This is a genomic window from Limosilactobacillus fastidiosus (assembly GCF_014145505.1).
Lineage (GTDB): Bacteria > Bacillota > Bacilli > Lactobacillales > Lactobacillaceae > Limosilactobacillus > Limosilactobacillus fastidiosus.
In genome coordinates this window covers 61810-83564 of record NZ_JACIUZ010000028.1, presented here as the reverse complement: position 1 = coordinate 83564, position 21755 = coordinate 61810, and the positions used below count along the sequence as shown (strand labels likewise).

The 21755-nt window shown below is 39.9% G+C and carries 23 protein-coding genes and 1 other RNA gene; 5 read left to right on the top strand and 19 right to left on the bottom strand.

Going from position 1 to position 21755, the window contains the following annotated elements; translation table 11 throughout:
- The first annotated feature begins 54 nt into the window (after nucleotides 1–54).
- Nucleotides 55–585 (top strand): helix-turn-helix domain-containing protein, encoded by a 531-nt coding sequence (locus H5R64_RS03945; protein ID WP_182581023.1) that lies wholly within the window; start codon nucleotides 55–57, stop codon nucleotides 583–585.
- Between the two features lie 5 nt (nucleotides 586–590).
- Nucleotides 591–1427 (top strand): IS3 family transposase, encoded by an 837-nt coding sequence (locus tag H5R64_RS03940; RefSeq protein ID WP_231797899.1) that lies wholly within the window; start codon nucleotides 591–593, stop codon nucleotides 1425–1427.
- A 128-nt stretch (nucleotides 1428–1555) separates the two neighbouring features.
- On the opposite strand, the gene tsaD is transcribed toward H5R64_RS03940, so the two are convergent.
- From tsaD to tadA, 19 genes are all read right to left on the bottom strand, one after another.
- Nucleotides 1556–2581: a tRNA (adenosine(37)-N6)-threonylcarbamoyltransferase complex transferase subunit TsaD gene (gene tsaD / locus H5R64_RS03935; RefSeq protein ID WP_182581024.1), complete on the bottom strand. Its 1026-nt coding sequence runs from the start codon at nucleotides 2579–2581 to the stop codon at nucleotides 1556–1558.
- Nucleotides 2582–2604: 23 nt separating this feature from the next.
- Nucleotides 2605–3144: a ribosomal protein S18-alanine N-acetyltransferase gene (rimI, locus tag H5R64_RS03930; protein WP_182582884.1), complete on the bottom strand. Its 540-nt coding sequence runs from the start codon at nucleotides 3142–3144 to the stop codon at nucleotides 2605–2607.
- On the bottom strand, nucleotides 3128–3853 hold the full coding sequence (gene tsaB, locus H5R64_RS03925; RefSeq protein WP_182581026.1) for a tRNA (adenosine(37)-N6)-threonylcarbamoyltransferase complex dimerization subunit type 1 TsaB: 726 nt from the start codon (nucleotides 3851–3853) through the stop codon (nucleotides 3128–3130). Before tsaB ends, rimI begins: the two co-directional genes overlap by 17 nt.
- Nucleotides 3854–3986: 133 nt before the next feature.
- On the bottom strand, nucleotides 3987–4982 hold the full coding sequence (gene galE / locus H5R64_RS03920; RefSeq protein WP_182581027.1) for a UDP-glucose 4-epimerase GalE: 996 nt from the start codon (nucleotides 4980–4982) through the stop codon (nucleotides 3987–3989).
- Nucleotides 4983–5117: 135 nt separating this feature from the next.
- On the bottom strand, nucleotides 5118–6083 hold the full coding sequence (locus H5R64_RS03915) for a Ppx/GppA family phosphatase (RefSeq protein ID WP_182582882.1): 966 nt from the start codon (nucleotides 6081–6083) through the stop codon (nucleotides 5118–5120).
- Nucleotides 6076–8328, bottom strand: coding sequence for an RNA degradosome polyphosphate kinase (locus H5R64_RS03910; RefSeq protein ID WP_182581029.1), 2253 nt, complete (start codon nucleotides 8326–8328; stop codon nucleotides 6076–6078). The genes H5R64_RS03915 and H5R64_RS03910 overlap by 8 nt, the downstream gene beginning before the upstream one ends.
- 1 nt (nucleotide 8329) lies before the next feature.
- Nucleotides 8330–9847, bottom strand: a complete 1518-nt coding sequence (locus H5R64_RS03905; protein ID WP_182581030.1) for an exopolyphosphatase — start codon at nucleotides 9845–9847, stop codon at nucleotides 8330–8332.
- A 124-nt stretch (nucleotides 9848–9971) separates the two neighbouring features.
- Entirely contained in the window at nucleotides 9972–10736 is a 765-nt protein-coding gene (locus H5R64_RS03900) for an acyl-[acyl-carrier-protein] thioesterase (protein ID WP_182581031.1), read from the bottom strand.
- A gap of 8 nt (nucleotides 10737–10744) precedes the next feature.
- A complete protein-coding gene (gene rsmI / locus H5R64_RS03895; RefSeq protein WP_182581032.1) occupies nucleotides 10745–11611 on the bottom strand; it encodes a 16S rRNA (cytidine(1402)-2'-O)-methyltransferase in 867 nt (288 codons plus the stop codon).
- 10 nt (nucleotides 11612–11621) lie between these two features.
- On the bottom strand, nucleotides 11622–11972 hold the full coding sequence (locus H5R64_RS03890) for a DNA replication initiation control protein YabA (RefSeq protein WP_182582880.1): 351 nt from the start codon (nucleotides 11970–11972) through the stop codon (nucleotides 11622–11624).
- An 11-nt stretch (nucleotides 11973–11983) separates the two neighbouring features.
- Complete coding sequence (gene holB / locus H5R64_RS03885) at nucleotides 11984–12988, bottom strand: DNA polymerase III subunit delta' (RefSeq protein ID WP_182581034.1); 1005 nt, start codon at nucleotides 12986–12988, stop codon at nucleotides 11984–11986.
- An 18-nt stretch (nucleotides 12989–13006) separates the two neighbouring features.
- A complete protein-coding gene (locus H5R64_RS03880; protein WP_182581035.1) occupies nucleotides 13007–13330 on the bottom strand; it encodes a cyclic-di-AMP receptor in 324 nt (107 codons plus the stop codon).
- A gap of 31 nt (nucleotides 13331–13361) precedes the next feature.
- Nucleotides 13362–14003, bottom strand: coding sequence for a dTMP kinase (gene tmk, locus H5R64_RS03875; protein ID WP_182581036.1), 642 nt, complete (start codon nucleotides 14001–14003; stop codon nucleotides 13362–13364).
- Nucleotides 14004–14013: 10 nt separating this feature from the next.
- The gene (locus H5R64_RS03870) at nucleotides 14014–14265 is read right to left on the bottom strand and encodes a YaaL family protein (protein WP_182581037.1); all 252 of its coding nucleotides are present in this window, start codon (nucleotides 14263–14265) and stop codon (nucleotides 14014–14016) included.
- 3 nt (nucleotides 14266–14268) lie between these two features.
- A complete protein-coding gene (gene recR, locus H5R64_RS03865; RefSeq protein ID WP_182581038.1) occupies nucleotides 14269–14868 on the bottom strand; it encodes a recombination mediator RecR in 600 nt (199 codons plus the stop codon).
- Between the two features lie 2 nt (nucleotides 14869–14870).
- Nucleotides 14871–15179 (bottom strand): YbaB/EbfC family nucleoid-associated protein, encoded by a 309-nt coding sequence (locus tag H5R64_RS03860; RefSeq protein WP_182581039.1) that lies wholly within the window; start codon nucleotides 15177–15179, stop codon nucleotides 14871–14873.
- A gap of 18 nt (nucleotides 15180–15197) precedes the next feature.
- A complete protein-coding gene (gene dnaX, locus H5R64_RS03855; protein WP_182581040.1) occupies nucleotides 15198–17015 on the bottom strand; it encodes a DNA polymerase III subunit gamma/tau in 1818 nt (605 codons plus the stop codon).
- A gap of 156 nt (nucleotides 17016–17171) precedes the next feature.
- Nucleotides 17172–17269: signal recognition particle sRNA small type (gene ffs / locus H5R64_RS03850), an RNA gene on the bottom strand.
- 25 nt (nucleotides 17270–17294) lie between these two features.
- Entirely contained in the window at nucleotides 17295–17813 is a 519-nt protein-coding gene (gene tadA, locus H5R64_RS03845) for a tRNA adenosine(34) deaminase TadA (RefSeq protein ID WP_182581041.1), read from the bottom strand.
- A 240-nt stretch (nucleotides 17814–18053) separates the two neighbouring features.
- Here tadA and nrdH point away from each other — a divergent pair, with 240 nt between their 5' ends.
- From nrdH to nrdF, 3 genes are all read left to right on the top strand, one after another.
- Nucleotides 18054–18284 carry a glutaredoxin-like protein NrdH gene (gene nrdH / locus H5R64_RS03840; protein WP_182581042.1) on the top strand — a complete coding sequence of 77 codons (231 nt, stop codon included), beginning with the start codon at nucleotides 18054–18056 and terminating at the stop codon, nucleotides 18282–18284.
- Between the two features lie 151 nt (nucleotides 18285–18435).
- A complete protein-coding gene (gene nrdE, locus H5R64_RS03835) occupies nucleotides 18436–20607 on the top strand; it encodes a class 1b ribonucleoside-diphosphate reductase subunit alpha (protein ID WP_182581043.1) in 2172 nt (723 codons plus the stop codon).
- Between the two features lie 111 nt (nucleotides 20608–20718).
- Nucleotides 20719–21738 carry a class 1b ribonucleoside-diphosphate reductase subunit beta gene (gene nrdF / locus H5R64_RS03830; protein ID WP_182581044.1) on the top strand — a complete coding sequence of 340 codons (1020 nt, stop codon included), beginning with the start codon at nucleotides 20719–20721 and terminating at the stop codon, nucleotides 21736–21738.
- Nucleotides 21739–21755: the final 17 nt, after the last annotated feature.

Here is a 21755-nt window from a genome sequence, read left to right as displayed (position 1 = left end):
TGAACTGCCCTAAAATTGTTAGACAAATCTAACAATTTTAGGGTGGTTTTTTATATGACGAAGTATTCAACACAATTCAAAATTAAAATTGTTCAAGAATATTTACAAGGTGGAATAAGCCAAGATAAACTATGCAAAAAATATGGTATGGCGGATAAAACAGTCGCACAGCACTGGATTAATTTGGTTAGAGAACACGGCTTTGAGTCTTTAGTGATTAAGCATACCAAGAAACGGTATTCAGTTAAATTTAAGTTACAAGTCCTGAATTATTGCCAAACTCATGACTTAAGCGTAGAAAAAGTAGCTGCTCATTTTGGTTTAAATAAATCACTCGTTAGTTTATGGTATGGTAAATACCAAAAAGAAGGGATTGCCGGCCTTCAACCGAAGGTAAAAGGCCGGACTGTAAAAGCTATGAAAAGACATACGACGAGTAATAAAGAACGGGTAACTAAAGATAAACAATATCAACAGGAAATAGAAAAGTTAAAAGCAAAGGTTGCATATCAAAAAATGGAGATTGATATCTTAAAAAAATTGCATGCCCTAAGACAGCAAGAAGAAAAGAACAAGCAGCAGTAATTCAAGTGCTTAGGGCAGACTATCCATTAAAGGAGTTACTGGCTTATTTTAAGATGCCAAGGTCGACATACTATGAACGGTTAAAGGCAATCCAAGCAACAGATAAATACGGCCATATTAAACAAGTCATCAAACAGCTTTTTCGCCAAAGTCGGGAAACATACGGTTATCGTCGAATCTATTACAAGTTAAAGAAATTAAACTATACAATTAGTCCAGAGACAGTACGTAAACTGATGAAACAGATAGGATTAAAGGTTTGTGTTTATAGCAAAAGAAGCCATTATTCTTCTTATCGAGGTCAGCTCGGGCGTGTAGCACCTAATATTCTTAAGCAAAAGTTCAATGAACGACAGGTTTACCGAGTCCTGCACACCGACATAACGCAGCTAAAATTGGACAATAATCAGTTTGGCTATATTTCAGCAGTTATTGATGAAGCCAGCAATGAAGTCTTAGCAACGCAGGTTTCCGCTAGTCCTAATCGAATTTTGATTGAACAAACACTGCAAGAATTAAGCTCCCGACTACCAGCAGGTAGTCAGCCAATTATACATTCCGATCAAGGTTGGCATTATCAATTACAGTATTATCGAAATGAGTTGGCTAAAGCTAATCTTACTCAAAGTATGTCTCGGAAGGGAAATTGCCTAGATAATGCACCAATAGAAAGCTTTTTTAACCTAATGAAACGCGAATGCTTAAAACGGTTAAAGATTTCATCGATCAACCAATTACGTGAAATCGTCCAAGACTATGTTTCTTGGTTTAATTACGAGCGAATTTCATTGAATAAGAAAGGATTGACTCCGGTCGAATATCGGAATCAATCCATTAATTAAGATTTAATAAAATATCTAACTTTTCTATGGCACTTCAAACGCTAGAGGCCTATTTATACTTTCTAAAGGCTAGCTATCCGTTAACGAGGCTGTGATAAATAATCTCTATCACGTTCCTCCTGCCTTTATTAATTTTTCTCCGAGTACATCAATCCCGGTTCTGCATTTAAATCTAACTTAGCACGATCACCATGTTCATAATCCATATAACCAGCGGCCCCAATCATTGCAGCATTATCACCACATAACTTTAATGGTGCTTGAAGCATCGTTACATCTGGATGATATTTTTGCATATCATGCTCTAATCGTGAACGAAGGCCATGGTTTGCGGCAACTCCACCGGCCAATATCAGTTGTTTTACCGGATATTGATCGAGGGCCCGCATTGTCTTTTCAGCCAATACATCAACAACACTTTGTTGAAAACTGGCTGCCAAATCATACTTATTGAGCTTTTCTCCCCGTTGTTCGGCATTATGAACGGTATTGATAAAGGCACTCTTAAGACCACTAAAACTGAAATCTAAGTTATCTTCCTTTTCCATTGCCCGTGGAAAGTGGAAGGTATCCTTCCCCTTAGCTGCCCATTCATCGATCGTCTTTCCGGCAGGATAATTGACTCCTAAAACCCGGCCAATCTTATCGTAAGCTTCCCCAGCCGCATCGTCACGGGTTTCACCAACAATCTCAAATTCATGTTCAGATTTCATGTAAACCAATTCCGTATGACCACCGGAAACAAGAAGGGCCATCTGAGGGTATTTAAATTCACCAACATACCGAGCTGCATATAAGTGACCAGTCATGTGGTTTACTGGAATCAACGGCAAGTGATGTGCCCAAGCAGTTGACTTTGCGGCAGTTACCCCGATTAAAAGGGAGCCAACCAGTCCGGGACCATAAGTAACTGCAACCCCTGCAAGGTCATCGTAAGAAACATTTGCTTCGGCTAATGCCTGATCAGTACAGCGAGTAATCCATTCAATATGGTGCCGACTAGCAACTTCTGGAACAACCCCACCAAAACGTTGATGACTATCAATTTGGGTTGCCACAATGTTTGACAAAATTTTAGTACCATTTTCCACCACCGCAACACTTGTTTCGTCACAGCTCGTTTCGAATGCCAGAATTAAGTTTTTCTCTGCCATAACTAAGTATTTTCTCCTCTACTTTACAATTTTACTTCCATCTCAACCGCATCTTCTCGATTATCAATATAATAGTGCGGTCTAATACTTGTTTGGTAAAAGCCAAGTCGCTCGTATAATTTTCGTGCTTTAAGATTATGAATCCGGACTTCTAGCGTCATTTTCGGGTAACCGTGATGACCTGCGTAATCTTCTGAAAGCGTAATCATTTTTGAACCAATTCCCCGATCTTGATAAGCCGGACTTACCCCAATATTAGTAATATGGCTTTCATGTTTATACCAGTTAAATGAACAACCCACATACCCAACTACTTGACCATCGTACGTTATGACCAGATATAACCGATCATAATCCCGCTCTAGTTCAATTTGAAACGTACTGGCACTCCACGGCGCAGTCCCGTAGATTAATTCTTCAACGTGAACAATCGCGGAAATGTCCGTGAAACGTGCCTGGCGAATAGTAAACTGCCGCCCGTTAATTAGTAACGGTTGTTGGGTAAATTTTAACTGTTCTTCTCCCCGTTTATGTTCAAGCCATGCTTTAAACTTCGCGAACATAGTTTTGCCTAATTTCACCTGGATGAAGCTTTTGCCAGTTAGCTTCAGCTTCAGTAATTCTTAAGTAGTGTGGAACCATTGAATCAATGTCAGTAACCGGTTGGATATCTTTCCCGGCAAGAGCAAGTTGGTATGTAGACGGGATAGAAAATGGCCGCGGTGCAAGTTGAACATTAGCAGGCATTTCTCCCATTACCTTTGCAATTCGATCAGTCAAATGACCAACTAATAAGATCGGTTGGTCTAAATTGGCTAATTGAGCAAGAAGATCTTTCATTGCTAAATGCTGATCTGCAATTCGGTTAACTAACTTTCCAGCTTGCCATTGGTAAGCACCCGCAAAAATGTTTCCCCGTCGTGCATCAAAAAATGGTACAATCACTTCTTTAGTAGTCGGAACGATATTTCGTGCTAAGACTTCTAGACTTGACACCCCAACTAGTTCCTTATTCATAGTATCCGCTAGGACCTTAGCAGTTGAAACCGCAATCCGAATTCCAGTATAAGAACCAGGACCCTGGGCAACCACAATTCGGTCAATATCTTCGGGTTGCCACTTTACTAACTTAACCAGCTTATCGATTACTGGCATTAAATAAATACTATGATTCCGCACCATGTTTAAGGTTTCGGTTGCTAATAATTGATCATTCTCAACCACCGCAACACTCATTGGGTGGTTTGACGTATCGATGGCAAGTATTTTCATTTTCTCGATCATCCTTTCAATCATTTAACATCTTATCACACCAAGTATTTTTTGCATTAAATTAAGCCAAAATAAAAGTAGCGTTTTGTAAAACGCTACTTTTATTTTGAATAATATGTTCTAATTCTAATAACTAGTCACGATCCTCGTAGCCCTTTGGGTGAGTTGAATGCCATTTCCAAGCGGTAGCGATAATATCATGAACATCGTCATATTTTGGATTCCAACCAAGGATTTTCCGGGCCTTATCACTAGCTGCTACTAATGAATCAGGATCACCTGGACGCCGTGGAGCAATCTTTGCAGGAATCGGCTCACCAGTGACTTTGCGAGCAGCTTCTAGCATTTGTTTATTAGAAAAGCCAGTTGAAGAACCTAAGTTAAAGGCATTACTTTCGTTTCCAGCTTCAAGGTACTTAATAGCTAAGATGTGAGCATCAGCCAAGTCCATAACATGAACATAGTCACGAACGTTGGTCCCATCTGGAGTGTTGTAATCGTCACCAAAGATGCTTAATTCATCCCGTTTGCCTTGAGCAACTTGTAAAATAATCGGAACCAGGTGAGTCTCGGGTCCATGGTCTTCACCAATAGTACCATCTGGCGCAGCGCCAGCAACGTTGAAGTATCGAAGAGCAACAAACTTGATGCCGTAAGCCTTGTCAGCCCAACGCATCATCTTTTCCATCATTAACTTACTCAAGCCGTATGGATTGATTGGATTTTGTGGATCCGTTTCCTTAATTGGCATGTGTTCAGGAACACCATATGTGGCAGCGGTAGAACTAAAGACGATGTACTTGATATTGTGATCACGCATTGCTTCAAGTAAGGTAATCATCCCACCAGTATTGTTGTCAAAGTATTTCAAAGGCTTACTCATTGATTCAGGAACAATTGAAAAGGCAGCAAAGTGAACAACTGCTTCAATATCCTCATTATCAAAGATCTTATCCAAAAATTTCCGGTCACGAATATCCCCTTCGTAGAATTTCGCCTTAGGGTTGATTGCGTCACGGTGACCTGTAGAAAGGTTATCAGCAACAACAACTTCTTGACCATTTTCAACTAAGTCTTTAACCATATGTGAACCGATATAACCGGCACCACCAGCAACTAAAATTGCCATGTTGTTTCCTCCTTATACGACAACATCTGCTAATCTCAGACTGTCTCTTAATTCCTTGTTCAAATATGATTGTAGCACTTTTATAATCGACCGTTTAGTAAAATTAAGTAAAATTTTACTAAATAATGTAACCGATTACAAGGTAAATAAATTTTCTAAGCTTGTTTCGTGTTCTAAGTAGCGGAATAATAGTCCTTCACGAAGCCCACTATTACTAAATTGGATCTGCTGAATTTGTTGTTGGCGAATAATGCTCATTAATGGTAACAATCCCCCAATAATTACATCAGCTCGTTCCTTATTTACGCCCCTGATTTTGGCCCGTTCACTCTTAGAGCTGCTCAATAGTTGTTGCATAATACCATATGCTTCATCCGGAGTCATGGTTAAACCATGAACTGGCGCAACCCGGCTAGAATTCACTGCTTGCTGCCAGCGGTAAACCTTAGCTAATGCCCGATTGCACCCCCCTAGAGCAACAATTTCGCCATGACGAATTCGATTGAGCCATAACTCTTTACTTAAGACCTGGTCAACTTTAACGATCGCGTTAAAAAGATCCGGTGCACTAATCCGATCCCCTAAATCATAACGTTGCGAAATTAGAACTGAACCAAGAGGGATACTAACAACTTCTTCAGCTTGACCATCCTTAACGAGGATAATTTCCATACTAGCCCCCCCAGTATCTAAGATCACCCCATCCTTAAGGGCAAGTGTCCGACTAACCCCAATATAGTCAAGGTAAGCTTCCTGTTCACCAGAAATCACATGGATTACAAAACCGGTTTTCTTTTTAACTTCCTGTAAAAATTCAGTCTGGTTCTTGGCCTGGCGAACTGCAGCGGTTGCTACTGCCAAAATTTTAAGATGTTTATATTGATTACAGATCTGGCGAAATTCAGTGAGCGCCTTCAACGTCCGTTTAATAGGTTCTGGCTGAAGGATCTTTTCTGGTCCCATATTCGATGACAGACGAACATAACGTTTTTCATACCGCTCTGTCTGATATGAACCATCAAGCTTAATTTGGTCAATCTTCAGTCGAACTGAGTTTGAACCAAGATCAATAATTGCTAGATATTGAGAATCCTTATTCATGATGCTTATCCCCCCGTGAACTAAGATGCAAACTAGGAACGTGACGACTTAACGTTTCAAAGACATTTGAAAAATGCCGCTTTGACTTTTCCTGCTGTTTTGTTTGCTTACTTTCAACCGTTGCTCGTTGAGCAAAGAATTCTTGAGCATTAAATGGCTCCTCACCATGATTATCAATTCGCTCATAATGATCACCAACAAGAACCCGAGCCTTAACATTGTCTTTCCACATATCATCCAGAATTGAGATTGCTTTGGCCTTTGTATCGGACTGTTCAACGGGGAAAAGTTCCTCAACCCGCCGATTTAGATTTCGGGTCATCATATCTGCACTTGAAAGGTAAATCTCCTCATTACCGTTACCTTTAAAGTAGTAAATCCGCGAGTGTTCAAGGAAGCGTCCAACAATTGAATGCACCTCAATATTTCCGTGAAGTTCTGGAAGATCATTTCGTAAACAAGTAATCCCCCGAATAATTAGTTGGATCTTAACACCCTTAGAAGCTGCTTCGTATAGGTGAGCAATAATTTGCTTATCAGACAACGAATTCATCTTCATCCGGATTAATGCTGCATTTCCACTTTGGGCAATTTTGATTTGTTGATCGATCTTTTGATTAATAAAATTACGAATGCCGTTTGGTGAAACCCGTAATTTATTAAAATATGATGGCCGAGCAAATCCAGATAACATGTTAAAGAGGTTCGTCATGTCCATCCCAATTTCCTGATCACAGGTTAGCAGCCCCATATCAGTATAGAAGTGAGCCGTCACGTCATTGTAGTTACCCGTTCCCAGATGCATGTACCGCCGGAGTCCATCATCATCACGCCGGATCACTAAGGCAATCTTACAGTGAGTCTTTAACCCAACTAATCCGTAAATAACGTGGCACCCCATCTGTTCCAACCGTTGAGCCCAACGAACATTATTTTGTTCATCAAACCGCGCCTTAACTTCAACCAAAACAGTTACCTGTTTACCACGTTGGGCAGCCATCCCCAGATATTTAATAATTGGTGAATTTCCAGATACCCGATAAAGGGTCATTTTAATGGCAAGAACTTTCGGATCAAGAGCTGCTTGGTGGATAAAGTTTACCACCGACTGGAAGGTATCATACGGGTGTTGCATCAGGTAATCACGCTTCCGAATTGCGGTAAAAATGTTATGTTCCATATCCAAATCAGGGTTTTGGTATGCGTAGAATGGCGGGAAACGAAGATTATTATGGCCATCAACCATCCCAGAAAGTTTCTTCAAGAATGTTAGATCCACGGGACCATTTACCCGATAAATAGACCGTTCGTTCACGTGAAGATTATCAACTAATTGGTTTTCCAACCACTCATCAATTGAATTTTCCACTTCTAGCCGCATCACTTCACCATGTCCCCGTTCACGTAACTGGCGCTTAACAGCCCGAAGCAAGTCAGAAGTATCTTCTTCCGCAACATCCAAGTCCATATCCCGCATTACCCGGTAGGTCGCAGAAGCAAGGATTTGATATCCAGGAAATAGCTGGCCTAGGAAACGCTTAATGACCTCATCGATCAAGATAAAGTTGTTTTCTCCTGGCAAACGGACCAACCGCTTGTAGATTGATGGGACACGAACAGTGGCAAACTTAATCTCTGATTCGCGACTATCATCATGAGGCTCTAACTGCCGACTCATTACTTCCTGATCTCCTTCAAGAATTTCTTGTTCCTGAATAGCCTGCTTTTGCTTTGGATTGCGACGTAATTGGATCGCAATGTTAAGTGAATTATTAGCAATAAACGGGAAGGGCCGGGATGTATCATCTGCCATTGGTGTCAATACTGGCATCAATTCATCGCTAAAGTACCGGCGAATAAATTCCTTTTGTCGATCATCCAAATCTGCCAAATGCATAATATTAATCTTTTGTTGTTTAAGGTCAGGGATAATTTGCTTGTTATAAACTTTATACCGTTCCTTAACCATTTCATGTTCTTTTTTATTCACGGCAGTCAGCTGTTCTTCAGGCGTCATCCCAGAGGCATCCGTCGTTGTCACATTAGCCGCTGCGAGTTTATGAAGTGAAGCAACCCGAACCATAAAGAATTCATCAACGTTACTTTGAGTAATTCCTAAAAAATTTGCACGTTCAAGAAGCGGGTTACTGGTATCCGTTGCTTCTTGAAGTACCCGTCCGTTAAAGTCAATCCAACTAAGTTCCCGATTAACATAATTTTGTGGTTTATAAAAATCCTTGTACATCTTACCGCCCCCCTTTTTCCTTTAACACTGGCTTAATTCCAAAGACATCGTTAAAAAGTTGTGATTTTTGACTAAATGACCAGCTTTCTAATACTAAATCATCCGAACTAGTCGCTTTTACTATTAACCGCCCATTTTTTAGTTTTAATTGAACCCGACTAATCTTTTGCTGCCGAGAATCATCAAGCGAATCAACTAATCGTAAAATTGCAGCTAGCTTAGCAACTGGCAGTTGAATATCATCATCCAAATGACGATAATGCGACTGGTTAATGGTTGGACTTTCAGTACTGTGGTAACGAGCAACTTCAGCGATAATCAAATTATCTTCATCCGATAAACCGATTAGTGGGTTGGCCTCTAAAATATATGCTGAATGCCGGTAATGTCCCTGCTGGTTAATAAAGTTCCCAATATCATCAACCTTGGCTGCCACTTCAAGTAGAAGTCGGTAATGATTACTCAACCGGTGAATTGGCCGCAACTCATCAAAAAATTGGAGCGCATATTTTTTAACAAACTCTGCGTGCTTAAAATCAATCCCATAACGCTGAGCAATGTTATCTGCTGATGTCCGAATCATGTTATTCACAGTAGCTCGTGAATTATCATTATTCGTTGCAATCCCGTTTGAAATTCCATCCATGACAGAAAGATTAGTAACATATAGTTTTGTCAGGTCAATCAATTTTGACACTCGGGTAATTACTAGGTAAGTCGGAAGAGTGTACTCATCACGGGCGCTCGCCAAATCAAGATCATTATTATACATATATTGATCTTGCGGAATTAATAGGTGGTTAAACGTTTCTTGAAATTTTTTGCGGTCAATCTCACCAATCTTTTGGTGCTTTCCAATATACCGTTTACTCAATGATGACGCATTTTGCACGATCATTGTCGTTTTCTTATGCTGAGTCAATTCAGAAGCTAAATAACCGAGTTTACTGCCAATATAATCCTGAATAATCTCTGTCGGGTTAGTTGTTGTCTGCCGTAACTGATTAACCAGCCGGTGAATCTGCGCTCCTCCAAGATCAATTTCCCATGAGGTTTCAAAATTACCATGGTGGAAAAATGCCAATGTAGAATTATCTAAGCCAATACTCAAAATATACAAGTTATGTTTACTTAATTCTCTAAATTCTGGTAACTGATCCACAATATAGCTCATGGACTGAGCCATTAGTTGATTAATATTTAACCATTCAATCTGCAAACCAGTTCGAACTTTTAGTTGATCCCCAACATAACTAGCGGTAACACTGTCCATATCTTCATAAGCACCATAGAACTTAATATTATCAATATGATAATCACTGATTAATTCTTTAAATCCTTCAATGTTATCAGTGATCGCTGCCATATTTTCACCATAGTTGGCAGTTTTATCGTCTTCACTAATATCAAATAATCCAGAACGAACATCATTGATTACTTTAAGGCTTGGGAGCTCAATAATCCGTAAGAAAATCTGATCCGGTTGTAAGTAAATTACTGCCGTTAACGAACTTTTCATTTTAAACACCCCTCAAAGTTTTTCCATCTTAAGTCTACCATTTGTGAAAGAAAAGAGCGTGCTAAAAAGGCCAGAATGATCTAAAAACCATTCTGGCCTTTTCTCAAGACGATTATAAATCCTGTTAATCACCAATCTTCTCCCACGCAAACTCTGCAGATGTACAAAGAAGACCGTTATTTTTAATTTGGTGAAGGCTTGTAAGAGGTGTCGGCATAAAGAACGCACTATCAATATCATGATCGGCACGAACTTCCTGATGGTATTGAATTGCAAACGATTTGAGCCGGTGACTCGTTAAGAATTTCTCCTCAAGAGGATCTAACAACCAGTCAAAATACCGAGCATTATTAACATGGTGATTCCCATCCAAATCAAAATAACGAACATGATATTGCCTACTTGATAGTTCAGCGCCTTCAGGAATTTGTTTTGGTCGTTTTCCCCGGGGTACTCGTTTAACCTGTGGTGCTTGGTAAGGGATAATTAGCTTTGGGGGGATTGATTCAATCTTTCGACTAGTTAAATTCATAAAAACTAATGATGATTTTATCCGTGCATATTCCCTTTGCCCTTCCTGATCACGAAGCCAATACTCACGAGTTGCAAAAAAACGGTTATAGCTAACAGCCCGTGTTCCCAGAATAACCGTATCACCTATTTTTAATGACTGAAAATTAACCTTTCCCTCAAAACTCGCAATAACCCATGTGCCGCCAGTAGCTTGAACAGTTTTTTGATTTAGCCCTAATTCATTGCTCTGTTCATCCGCTACAACAGAAAGCATACTCATGACCATACTTAAAACTGGGTGCCCTTGTTCATCACATTCATAATAAGTTAGTTGGTGTGGCATTTCATATTCCCGTGCCGTTTGTTGTAATTTCATTTTTACTCCTAAATATTGTGGTACTGCTTATATAATTCTTGCCGATTAAGTTTATTCTTCTTTGCAACTAGTTTAATCGCCATATTAGTGGATAGACCTTCGCTAATTGCCCGATCAATTTGTTCAATTGGGGTTCCAGTTTCATCCTGCTTTCCATCCTCATCAGGATGTGGATTCCCAGCGACAATGATAACGTATTCCCCTCGTGGCTGGTGATTCATATAGAACTCATTTATCTCCGCCAAACATCCCCGACTAAACTCTTCATAACGCTTAGTTAGCTCACGTGCCAAGACAACCTGTCGTTTATTCCCCAATACTTCAGCCATCGTCTTCAACGTTTTTTTTAACCTATGGGGGGCTTCATAAAAGATCATGGTTTCAGAGCGATTTCGTAACTGTTGCAATTCTTGGACCTGTTGCTGATGCTTTCGTTCAAGAAAGCCATAGAAATAAAAAGGTTGGGGAACAAGTCCAGATGCAATTAATGCTGTGAGCCCAGCATTAGCACCTGGCAACGGAACAACCGGAATGCCTTCCCTTACCGCTGCAGCAACCAATTCTTTTCCGGGATCAGAAATAGACGGCATACCGGCATCACTACATTGAGCAATCGTTACCCCACCCTTTAACTTTTCAATTAACTCTGGGATCCGCTGCTCAGTATTATGCTCATGAAAACTAATTTCAGGAGTATGAATATCAAAATGATTTAATAACTGCTGGGTATGCCGAGTATCCTCGGCTGCAATTAAATCGGCATCTTTCAACACCTTAACTGCCCGAAATGTCATATCATCCAAATTACCAATTGGCGTCGGAACAAGATATAGTGTTCCCGTATCCTGATTCTGAAAGCTACTAACCTGTTGCATATTCTTCTCCCTACTTAATTGGTGGTTGTTCATGACCAAAAATCGTGTCTAAGCAAAATGTACATGATTCGTTTTGGTCAAGTCGCTTGCCAAAGTACTCGCTACAAACGTGAAAGCCTTGCTGATAAAGCTTTTTTAAATTCTCCCGTGAACCAGAAAGGTGATCATCATGCTTGGGCTGATGCATCTTCTTTAACATTGTCCGCAGATGATCGTTTTCAATTGAAAGCTCAGCATTAGTTTCCATTAACTCTGTCACCTGGGCTTGGAGTTGTTCCATATTGGCAACTAAATCATGCGTTTGTTTAGTCACCTGAGCGAAACGATCATAAATACTATTTGGATTACTATGTTCACTCATTTTTAATCCTCCTATGCCGAAAGTGCTCGAACGATCTTAATCGTTAACTGTTCTGCAACATTTTGAAAGGCCATATTTTGATCCAACAGGTGACGACTAGTCAATGTTTCCTGACTAATTGCTAATAATGTCCTCACCGAATAATTATTCGCCGTAAAGCTTAATAGCTCCTGCTCCTGTACAAAGTGTAAGTCTTGTTCAGCAGTTATTCCGTTAGCAATCAATAAAGTATCACGCCAAATCAATGCCATCAGATCAAGAATCAGCTGTTGCTTTTGTCGATCGGTTGCTAATTTAACAATTTCAGTCTGAACATCAACGAAACCCAGCATATTAGCTTTGCTTGTATGACGATACCACAGGGAAATTGCTGTAATTGCCTGCTTCAACCAATCATCTTTTCGCCACTCCATAACCTCACTTACAGAATCAGTTAATCCAAGCGCAACTGTTCTTTCAGTTCGGGGAACCCCATTTTGTGCCAATCCTTTTTCCAGTTCAGCTCGTGGCAATGGTTGAAGCTCAATTACCTGAGTTCGAGAACGGATTGTTGGCAAGACAGCACTCTTATTCGTCGTTAACATCAAAATGTAAACTCCCGAGCCTGGTTCTTCGATAAACTTCAATAAACTATTGGCAGCGTTATTCGTCATTTTTTCAGCATCATGAATTATAAAAAGCTTTCTATTACCCTCAACAGCACTCTTAGTAAATTCATCCTTCAAATGACGAATTTCATCAACCTTAATTTGACGACCCTCCGGTTTAGCAACCACGACGTCAGGATGATTACCACTTAGGATTCGTTGGCATTCTGGACACGTAAGATCAGGTTCACCATTTTGGAGGTTGAAACAAAAGAGTCGTAATGCTAACCACTTAGCCAGCTGACTTTTTCCTGATCCAGTCGGACCAACGAAAAGATACGCATGTGCTAACTCGTGGTTTTTGATTACTGTTTGTAACTGCCTAACAATCAAAGGTTGCAAACTTTCTGCCTGCAATTGGTCAGCCACTTATCTTCACCTGCTTAATTAAAATTTATGAAATTGGTCAACTGGCATGACGAAAACAGTTGCTCCGCCAACCTGAACGTTAACTGGGAATGCTGAACCCCCTTCAACGTCCATATGCATCTGGGAAGTAACATACTGTTCACGGGATTTAGCATTCTTTTTGATAATATCAAGAACTTCTTGAACGCGTTCATCCTCAATTCCAATTAAAAACGTTGCGTTTCCTTCACGAAGAAAACCACCAGTTGTGGAAAGCTGTGTCATTTGAATATGGTTACTGGCAAACGCTTTACGGAGCCGATTACTGTCCTTTGATTGGACAATTGCAATAATCATTTTCATAATAAATCACCTTTCTTTGGATACCGTAAACTTAAAATAAATCATTAAACTTAGCATGAATCGTTTGTTTAACATCAGCAATTACCTTTGCTAATGGTTGACTAGCATCGATTAACTTAATTCTTTCTGGATTTTCACATTGAAGTCGAAGAAAAGATTTACGAACTTTTTTATGAAAGCTTAGCTGTTCTTCGTCTAAACGATTAACCTGATCAGCACGGTGTTCGGCGATCCGACGTAACCCAATTTCAGATTCAACATCAAGGTAAATTGTTAAATCAGGTAGGAGACCATCAATTGCAAATTGATTAACATCCCAAATCCGCTTTTCCCCAAGATGCCGACCAGCTCCTTGATAAGCAATTGAACTATCCACATAACGATCACATAGGATCACTTTACCCTTCTTTAACCCAGGAATAATTTCTGAAACAATATGTTGACGCCGGGCCGCAGCAAATAACAACGCTTCGGTCCATCCATCAATATCCGTATTCTGGTCATCAAACAGCACTTGGCGGATTTGTTCTGAGATATGATTACCACCTGGCTCACGGGTATACATTACTTGTGGTTTACCCAACTGCTTTTCTAAATTAGCTTGAATTGTGTTAATCACACTTGTCTTTCCCGCACCATCCGGTCCTTCAAATGAAATAAATTTTCCTGTCATTGTCCTCTTCCTAACGATCGACGACGCCCCGATTCATTTTACCGTGCACCTTAAATTTTCGTGCAATTCGGTAAAGATATAGGTACTTCTGCTCCTGCAAACGAGTTCGGTAATGTAATTCCGTGCTTGCATTTGCTTCATACACCGCTTGTTCTGTTTCCTTAGCGTGATCCCAACTTGCCTTTGTCTCGTAAATTAAGTTTAACAAACGTTGGTCACTTTCTTGCTTTACTACTTCCTTATTTCGATGACGAAAAAGCATGAGTTACATCTCCGTTCGTCCTTGAACTGCCTTAAATAGGGTCACTTCGTCTGCGTAATCAATATCGGCACCAACGGAAAGACCGTGAGCTAGTCGTGTTACCTTGATCCCTGCTGGTTTGATAAGCCGCGCTAAGTAACTCGCAGTCAATTCTCCATCAGATGATGCATTAGTTGCAATGATAATCTCTTTAGTCTCGTCATCCTTTTTCAAGCGATTCAAAAGACCGGTAATATTGATATCTTCTGGACCCGTCCCGGCGACGGGAGATATTACCCCATTCAGCACGTGGTACAAACCATGGTATTCGTGCATTCTCTCCATTGCCATAACGTCCTGCGACTGTTCGACCACCAAAATTTGTGAACGATCACGGGTCTTATCCTGACAAATCGGGCACGGATCATCTTCAGTAATATTACCGCAAATACTACAACTATGGAGATCGCGCTTTGCTGATAGTAATGACTTGGCAAAGTTTGTAACGTCGTCATTCTGCATCGTTAACGTATAAAAAGCTAGCCGGGTAGCCGTCTTTTGACCAATACCCGGTAGTTTGGTATAACTCTCGATTAACTTTGCCAGTGGTTCTGGATACTGCACTCTTACATCCCCAAGCCACGCGTGTACTTACCCAAAGTACTTTGGGTAGCATCGTTAACTTTCTTCATCCCGTCGTTAACAGCAGCTAGCACAAGGTCAGAAAGCATATCAATATCATCTGGGTCAACTGCTTCTGGCTTAATTTTTAAATCTACCAACTTATTATCCCCAGTAAAGGTTGCGGTTACCATTCCATCCGGTGCTTGACCAATGAATTGTTGCTTAGCAAGTTCCTCGTGTTCAGCCATCATTTTCTTTTGCATTTCCTTAGCTTGCTTTACCATTTGTTGCATATTCATACCATTCATCATAATCTATCATTCCTCTTTCTAATTATTTTCTACTTTAACAATATCGCTACCGAATAGTTCCTGGGCAGTTGCTACCAGATCTTTTTGAACTCCTGATTGTGGCTCTTGACTTGGTGGCTCCTCTGCCGCTTCATCTTCCTGCACTGGTGATTTAGCATTAGCCGGAGCAGATTGCTCCTTGTTAGCTAGATGCGTTGCCTGGCTCCCCTTTCCTAGGCCATGACTCTGGATGTATTCTTGACGAATCCGTGGCCATTGATCCTTTGGCACAAAAACAACTCTTCGTTCATCACCGCTTAGTCTTTGCAGTCCCTCTTCCATTGCCCTTATTAAGGCGGCATCATCAGTTGCCTGTTGAAAAAGGAAGGCATAGTCGAACGCTACTATAATTCCATCTGGACTAGCAGCTACTGGCTGAGAAACATGGAGTAATGAACGTTGAGGGACACTCAACATATTTAGCATATCTTCCCAAAGATCCTTTATTTTAATAAGATCTTGACGGGTAGCTGCGGCAAGAACTGGGTAAACCTTGTGCAAGTTTATCTGAATTTTTCGTGACTTAACACGCGGTTGTTCCTTAACGGATTGAGGACTATTCCGTACTGTTTTGTTAACTACCTCACCGTTTTTACGAAGTTCCTTAACAGTTTGCTGGAGTGCCTGAACCTGAGCCTGAAGCTTATCAATTTCCGCCTGCTTTGCTCCACCGGCTTGAACCTGTGGCGCTTCATTAGTCGACTTTTGTTCAAGCACTGGTTGCGATAATTTAACTGTCAACACTTCCAAATAAACATCAGGATGAGTTGTAAATCGCATTTCCATTTGAATATTATTTAAATCATCAATCATCCGGTAAAGGGTCGTTGAGGAGGCTGCTTTACTTAATTCCGCAAAATCCTCATCCTTTAGCCCAGTACTTTCAACCTTTATTAATTTTGGTGCTTCTTGATACAACAGGACATCTCGAATAAACGAAATTAAATCTTCAATAAAACGCTGACCATCTTTTCCCTCACCAAGGATCTCCTTCATTGTTTCGAGCGCTGGAGCACTTTGGTTCTGACAAACTTCCAGAAAATATTTCTTTAAAAGTTGCTTAGTAACGCTGCCTGTTACCAATAAGGCATCATCAAGTTTAACCTGGTTATCACTAAAGGAAAGAACTTGATCAAGGATACTCAGGGCATCCCGCATTCCACCCTCAGCAGCGTTAGCAATCACCCATAATGCTTTCTCATCATATTCAACTTTTTTCTGGTCAAGAATAGATTTCATCCGTTCAAACGAATCGGTCGCAGAAATCCGACGAAAATCAAATCGTTGAACACGAGAGATAATTGTTAGGGGGATCTTATGTGGCTCTGTTGTTGCCAAAATAAAGATCACGTTAGCAGGTGGCTCTTCCAGTGTCTTAAGTAAGGCGTTAAAAGCTCCAGTTGAAAGCATATGAACTTCATCAATAATATAAACCTTATACTCTGCCTGTGTTGGCGCATACTTCGCTTTATCACGAATATCGCGAATTTCTTCTACACCATTATTTGATGCAGCATCAATTTCAATAACATCATTTAACTGACCATTGGTAATTGCTTTACAGGTATCACATTCATTACATGGCTCACCATCTTGAGAGTAGTGACAGTTAACTGCCTTAGCAAATATTTTAGCCGCAGAAGTCTTCCCAGTACCCCGTGGCCCAGCGAAGAGGTAGGCATGACTAATTTGGTGAGTAATAATGGCGTTTTTTAGTGTTCGCGTCACAACTTGTTGCCCAACCATGTCATCAAAACGCTGGGGACGCCATACGCGGTATAATGCCTGGTAACTCATTAATCAGCTTCCTTTCCGTAATTTTAATGCTTCTTAATATTATACTAGCTTTTAACGAAAGAAAAATCATTTAAGTTGAATTTAATTCAAATTAAAATTTCTCCTCAAAAGAATTAAAGAGGCCAGGGAAGAAAATCCCTGACCTCACAATTAATTATCAAAAAAACTTAGAGCACAAGATACATCAAACTTAGTGCTGCTTCCTTCCGGACCTGACACGGTTCGTAAGCATATCCTTGCTCTAAGGCCTTACGGCAAATAATATGATACAACATTTACCTAAGAATTACCAGTTTTTTTCTTTTTACGGGCTAATTTTCGTTTTTTTCTAACTGCCCGAAAAAAATCTTTAAGCAATTGACTGCATTGTTCACCAAGAATACCAGAAGTTACGTAAGCCTGATGATTTAGCCGGTCATCATTAAGTAAATGATACAAACTTTCAACGGTTCCTGCCTTCGGATCAGGTGCCCCGTAAAAAACATTGCGAATACGGGAATTAACAATTGCACCGCTGCACATCATGCACGGCTCAAGAGTAACATAAAGATCACAATCTTCGAGTCGCCAACTATGAAGATAGGAGCAGGCCTCCATAATTGCCAGCATCTCAGCATGGTACGTAACATCTTGAAATTTCTCACGCATATTATGACCACGTCCGATTATCTTTCCCTGATAAGTTACTACCGCACCAATAGGAACCTCATCTAGCAGTTCTGCCTTTTTTGCTTCAGCAATCGCTGTCTGCATGAACTTTACTTGTTCTTCTTGGGGAATTGTTACTCTTTCCCTCATTATAATTCTCCTTTTAACCTCGTAAATTCATTTTTTCAGTGTATAATAGTCAAGTTGTTGTCCAATCTATCATTTATCATAAAATAAATCAAAAAGTTTCACGTACCTTATCGCCTTTCTCTTGTGCCATATATTGTGTTTCACCCTTAATATCACACAATATATGGCACTTTTTCATTGATTTTTTACAAAATATCGCTATACTAGAGGACATCAAATAAGACGAGTGAGGGGATCAAAATGGTTACTTTGTTTTCCAAAAACAACTGCATCCAATGCAAAATGACAAAGAAGTTCTTAAAGGCTCACAACATTAATTTCGTTGAACACAATATTGATGAACAGCCTGAATTCATTAAAAGCTTGAAGTCAGAAGGTTTCATGGCAACTCCAGTTGTTAAATTACCAAACGGAAGTGCTTTTTCTGGCTTTCGTCCTGACGAATTAAATAAGTTAACTCAAGCTATTTAAATGATCTAATCGCATGGCTATTCAGGTTTCATTAATAATTTTGTTGAAATTTGAATGATTTTTAGAGTGGTTAGTGATAGAAATTATTTTTATCGCAACCACTTTTTTTATTCACTATTTTTACAAACCTAAGAGAAAGTGGGAAATAAACATGGCACTGTCCGATATTGATTTAACACAAGTTAAGTACTATGACCTCAATAATGAAGTAAATATTCCAAAGAATGGCAAAATCCAATTAGATAAGGATCAAGCCGCTCTGGCAGACTTTATTGAAAATAACGTCAAGCCAAATACCAAGCAATTCTCTTCCGTTACTGAGCGCTACAAATGGCTAGAAGCAAATGACTATATTGAAGATGGTTTTATGGATAAATATAGCAATGCCTTCATTGAAAAGCTATACGATTATTTAAAGAAACAAAACTTCCATTTTCATTCATTTATGGCAGCCTACAAATTCTATGCCCAATATGCCCTGCGAACTGATGATAAGGAATACTACCTAGAAAACTATATCGACCGCGTTGCGATGAATGCCCTTTACTTAGCAAACGGTGATGAAGAATTAGCAATGATCTTAGCGGACGAAATTATCCATCAACGTTATCAACCAGCTACCCCGACTTTTTTAAACGTTGGCCGAAAACGTCGTGGAGAATTTGTTTCCTGCTTTGCAATCCAACCAACTGATAACATGAATACAATCGGCCGGACTATTAACTCAGCCCTCCAACTTTCTAAAATTGGTGGCGGTGTTGGGATTAATCTTAGTAACCTTCGTGAGGCTGGGGCACCTATTAAAAAGATCGAACATGCCGCTAGTGGTGTTGTTCCGGTAATGAAACTCCTTGAAGATAGTTTCTCTTACTCTAACCAGTTAGGCCAACGACAAGGTGCAGGCGTTGTTTACCTTAGTGTCTTTCACCCTGATATCATTGAATTTTTAGGCGCCAAGAAAGAAAACGCCGATGAAAAGATTCGACTAAAAACTCTTTCACTTGGGGTTACCGTTCCTGATAAATTCTATGAATTAGTTGAAAAAGATGAGGATATGTACCTTTTCAGTCCCTATGATGTTGAACGAGTTTACGGTAAGCCATTCTCTTATGTTGATATCACTAAAGAATACGACAACATGGTTGCTAACGATGCGATCCACAAGAAAAAAATCAATGCCCGTGATCTCGAGGACGAAATTAGTAAACTCCAACAAGAATCGGGTTATCCTTACATCATTAACATCGATACCGTTAACCGGGATAACCCAATTGACGGTAAGATCGTGATGAGTAACCTGTGTTCAGAAATTGCCCAAGTCCAAACTCCATCCATTATCGCAGATGACCAAAGTTACGAAACTCTTGGTACCGACATCAGTTGTAACCTTGGTTCAACTAACATTGCAAATATGATGGACACACCAGATTTTGGTCGTTCAATTCGGGCAATCGTCAGGGGACTCACTAGAATCAGTGATGTGGAAAGTCTCGACGTTGTTCCCTCAATTAAAAAGGGAAACGAACTTAGTCACTCAATCGGCCTTGGGGCAATGGGTCTTCACGGTTACCTAGCCAAAAATCACATTCAATATGGTAGCCCGGTTGCTGTAGAATTTATTAGTGTTTACTTTATGTTGCTTAATTACTGGTCATTAGTCGCTTCTAATGAAATTGCTAAGGAACGGCAGGAAACATTCTATAACTTTGAAAAGAGTGCCTATGCTAACGGTTCCTACTTTGACAAGTACGTAACTAAAGATTGGGGACCTCAATCTGATCTGGTTAAGAAGCTCTTTAATAACATCCACATCCCAACAACCAATGATTGGAAGCAATTAAAAGAAGACGTAATGAAAAACGGACTTTACAATGAATACCGGCTTGCAGTTGCGCCAAATGGTTCAACTTCCTACATTAATGATTCAACAGCTAGTCTTACCCCAATTATCAATCGGATTGAAGAACGGCAAGAAAAGATGATTGGGAAGATTTACTACCCAGCACCATACCTCTCTAATGACACAATGCCTTACTACCGTTCTGCCTACGATATGGATATGCGAACCGTAATTGATACCTATGCGGCCGCACAACAACATATTGATCAATCTCTCTCTTTGACCCTCTTTGTTCGGTCAACAATACCCGAAGGCCTTTATGAATGGAAAAATGGGCGGACAAATAAGATGACTACTCGTGATCTTAATATTCTGCGTCATTATGCCTACAAGAAAGGGATCAAGTCAATTTACTACGTCCGGACATTCACCGACGATAATGATGAAATTGGCGCAAATCAATGTGAAAGCTGTGTTATCTAACCAGGGATTAAATTGATTTTCGGCCTAATGATTGCTAAACTTATTTTTATATGAATTTTAAAAATTCACGTCTCAAAAAATTGTTTTGATTGTGAATAAGGAGCCTAATAAATGAAGCTTGAAGAATATAAACCTTTGACAGAATATAAAGCGATCAATTGGAATGAAGTTTCCGATATGATTGATAAAGCGACCTGGGAAAAGCTTACAGAGCAATTCTGGCTCGATACACGGATCCCGGTTTCTAATGACTTAGATGATTGGCGCGAGCTTGATACTGATCATCAATGGACAGTTGGTCACGTTTTTGGCGGATTAACCCTTCTTGATACTGTGCAATCCGAAGCAGGATTAACCGCTCTTAAGCAGGACGTAAAGACGCAACATGAAACTGCGGTCCTCAACAATATTCAATTTATGGAATCGGTTCACGCCAAGAGTTACTCAACGATTTTCTCAACGTTAAATACTCCTGAAGAAATTAACGAAATCTTTAAATGGTCAGATTCAGAAGAATTCTTACAAAATAAAGCTGTGCAGATTGCAAATATTTATCGCGATCCAGAAGAAGATCCGCTAAAGAAAAAAGTTGCTAACGTCTTCCTCGAAACCTTCCTCTTCTATTCCGGCTTCTACACCCCTCTTTATTATCTAGGACACAACAAATTAAATAATGTTGCTGAAATTATTAAATTAATTCTTCGAGATGAATCTGTTCATGGAACTTATATTGGTTACAAATTCCAAGTGGGGATGCATGATCGGACCGAAAAACAACAACAAGATATGAAAGATTGGATGTACAATTTCTTGTATGAACTGTACGATAACGAAGAAAAGTACACTCATCTTCTTTACGATCAAGTTGGCTGGACAGAAGACGTTCTTACCTTTATTCGTTACAATGCTAACAAAGCATTAATGAACCTTGGTCAAGATCCCCTCTTTCCTGATACCGCATCCGACGTTAATCCGGTTGTAATGAACGGAATTTCAACTTCAACTACCAACCATGACTTCTTTAGTCAAGTTGGTAACGGCTACCGGCTCGGTGAAGTTGAAGCAATGAACGACGACGATTATGACGTTGCTGATCCAAATGCTTCAAAAGATAAAAATGATAAAGAGTAATTGAAAATAAATCGCTT

What these genes read in the sequence shown, in the direction of transcription:
- H5R64_RS03945 (WP_182581023.1), top strand. Translation starts at nt 55, where the DNA reads ATGACGAAGTATTCAACACAATTCAAAATTAAAATTGTTCAAGAATAT.
- tsaD (WP_182581024.1), bottom strand. Translation starts at nt 2,581, where the DNA reads ATGGCAGAGAAAAACTTAATTCTGGCATTCGAAACGAGCTGTGACGAA.
- rimI (WP_182582884.1), bottom strand. Translation starts at nt 3,144, where the DNA reads ATGTTCGCGAAGTTTAAAGCATGGCTTGAACATAAACGGGGAGAAGAA.
- tsaB (WP_182581026.1), bottom strand. Translation starts at nt 3,853, where the DNA reads ATGAAAATACTTGCCATCGATACGTCAAACCACCCAATGAGTGTTGCG.
- galE (WP_182581027.1), bottom strand. Translation starts at nt 4,982, where the DNA reads ATGGCAATTTTAGTTGCTGGTGGTGCCGGTTATATCGGTTCACATATG.
- H5R64_RS03915 (WP_182582882.1), bottom strand. Translation starts at nt 6,083, where the DNA reads ATGAATAAGGATTCTCAATATCTAGCAATTATTGATCTTGGTTCAAAC.
- H5R64_RS03910 (WP_182581029.1), bottom strand. Translation starts at nt 8,328, where the DNA reads ATGTACAAGGATTTTTATAAACCACAAAATTATGTTAATCGGGAACTT.
- H5R64_RS03905 (WP_182581030.1), bottom strand. Translation starts at nt 9,847, where the DNA reads ATGAAAAGTTCGTTAACGGCAGTAATTTACTTACAACCGGATCAGATT.
- H5R64_RS03900 (WP_182581031.1), bottom strand. Translation starts at nt 10,736, where the DNA reads ATGAAATTACAACAAACGGCACGGGAATATGAAATGCCACACCAACTA.
- rsmI (WP_182581032.1), bottom strand. Translation starts at nt 11,611, where the DNA reads ATGCAACAGGTTAGTAGCTTTCAGAATCAGGATACGGGAACACTATAT.
- H5R64_RS03890 (WP_182582880.1), bottom strand. Translation starts at nt 11,972, where the DNA reads ATGAGTGAACATAGTAATCCAAATAGTATTTATGATCGTTTCGCTCAG.
- H5R64_RS03880 (WP_182581035.1), bottom strand. Translation starts at nt 13,330, where the DNA reads ATGAAAATGATTATTGCAATTGTCCAATCAAAGGACAGTAATCGGCTC.
- tmk (WP_182581036.1), bottom strand. Translation starts at nt 14,003, where the DNA reads ATGACAGGAAAATTTATTTCATTTGAAGGACCGGATGGTGCGGGAAAG.
- H5R64_RS03870 (WP_182581037.1), bottom strand. Translation starts at nt 14,265, where the DNA reads ATGCTTTTTCGTCATCGAAATAAGGAAGTAGTAAAGCAAGAAAGTGAC.
- H5R64_RS03860 (WP_182581039.1), bottom strand. Translation starts at nt 15,179, where the DNA reads ATGATGAATGGTATGAATATGCAACAAATGGTAAAGCAAGCTAAGGAA.
- dnaX (WP_182581040.1), bottom strand. Translation starts at nt 17,015, where the DNA reads ATGAGTTACCAGGCATTATACCGCGTATGGCGTCCCCAGCGTTTTGAT.
- tadA (WP_182581041.1), bottom strand. Translation starts at nt 17,813, where the DNA reads ATGAGGGAAAGAGTAACAATTCCCCAAGAAGAACAAGTAAAGTTCATG.
- nrdH (WP_182581042.1), top strand. Translation starts at nt 18,054, where the DNA reads ATGGTTACTTTGTTTTCCAAAAACAACTGCATCCAATGCAAAATGACA.
- nrdE (WP_182581043.1), top strand. Translation starts at nt 18,436, where the DNA reads ATGGCACTGTCCGATATTGATTTAACACAAGTTAAGTACTATGACCTC.
- nrdF (WP_182581044.1), top strand. Translation starts at nt 20,719, where the DNA reads ATGAAGCTTGAAGAATATAAACCTTTGACAGAATATAAAGCGATCAAT.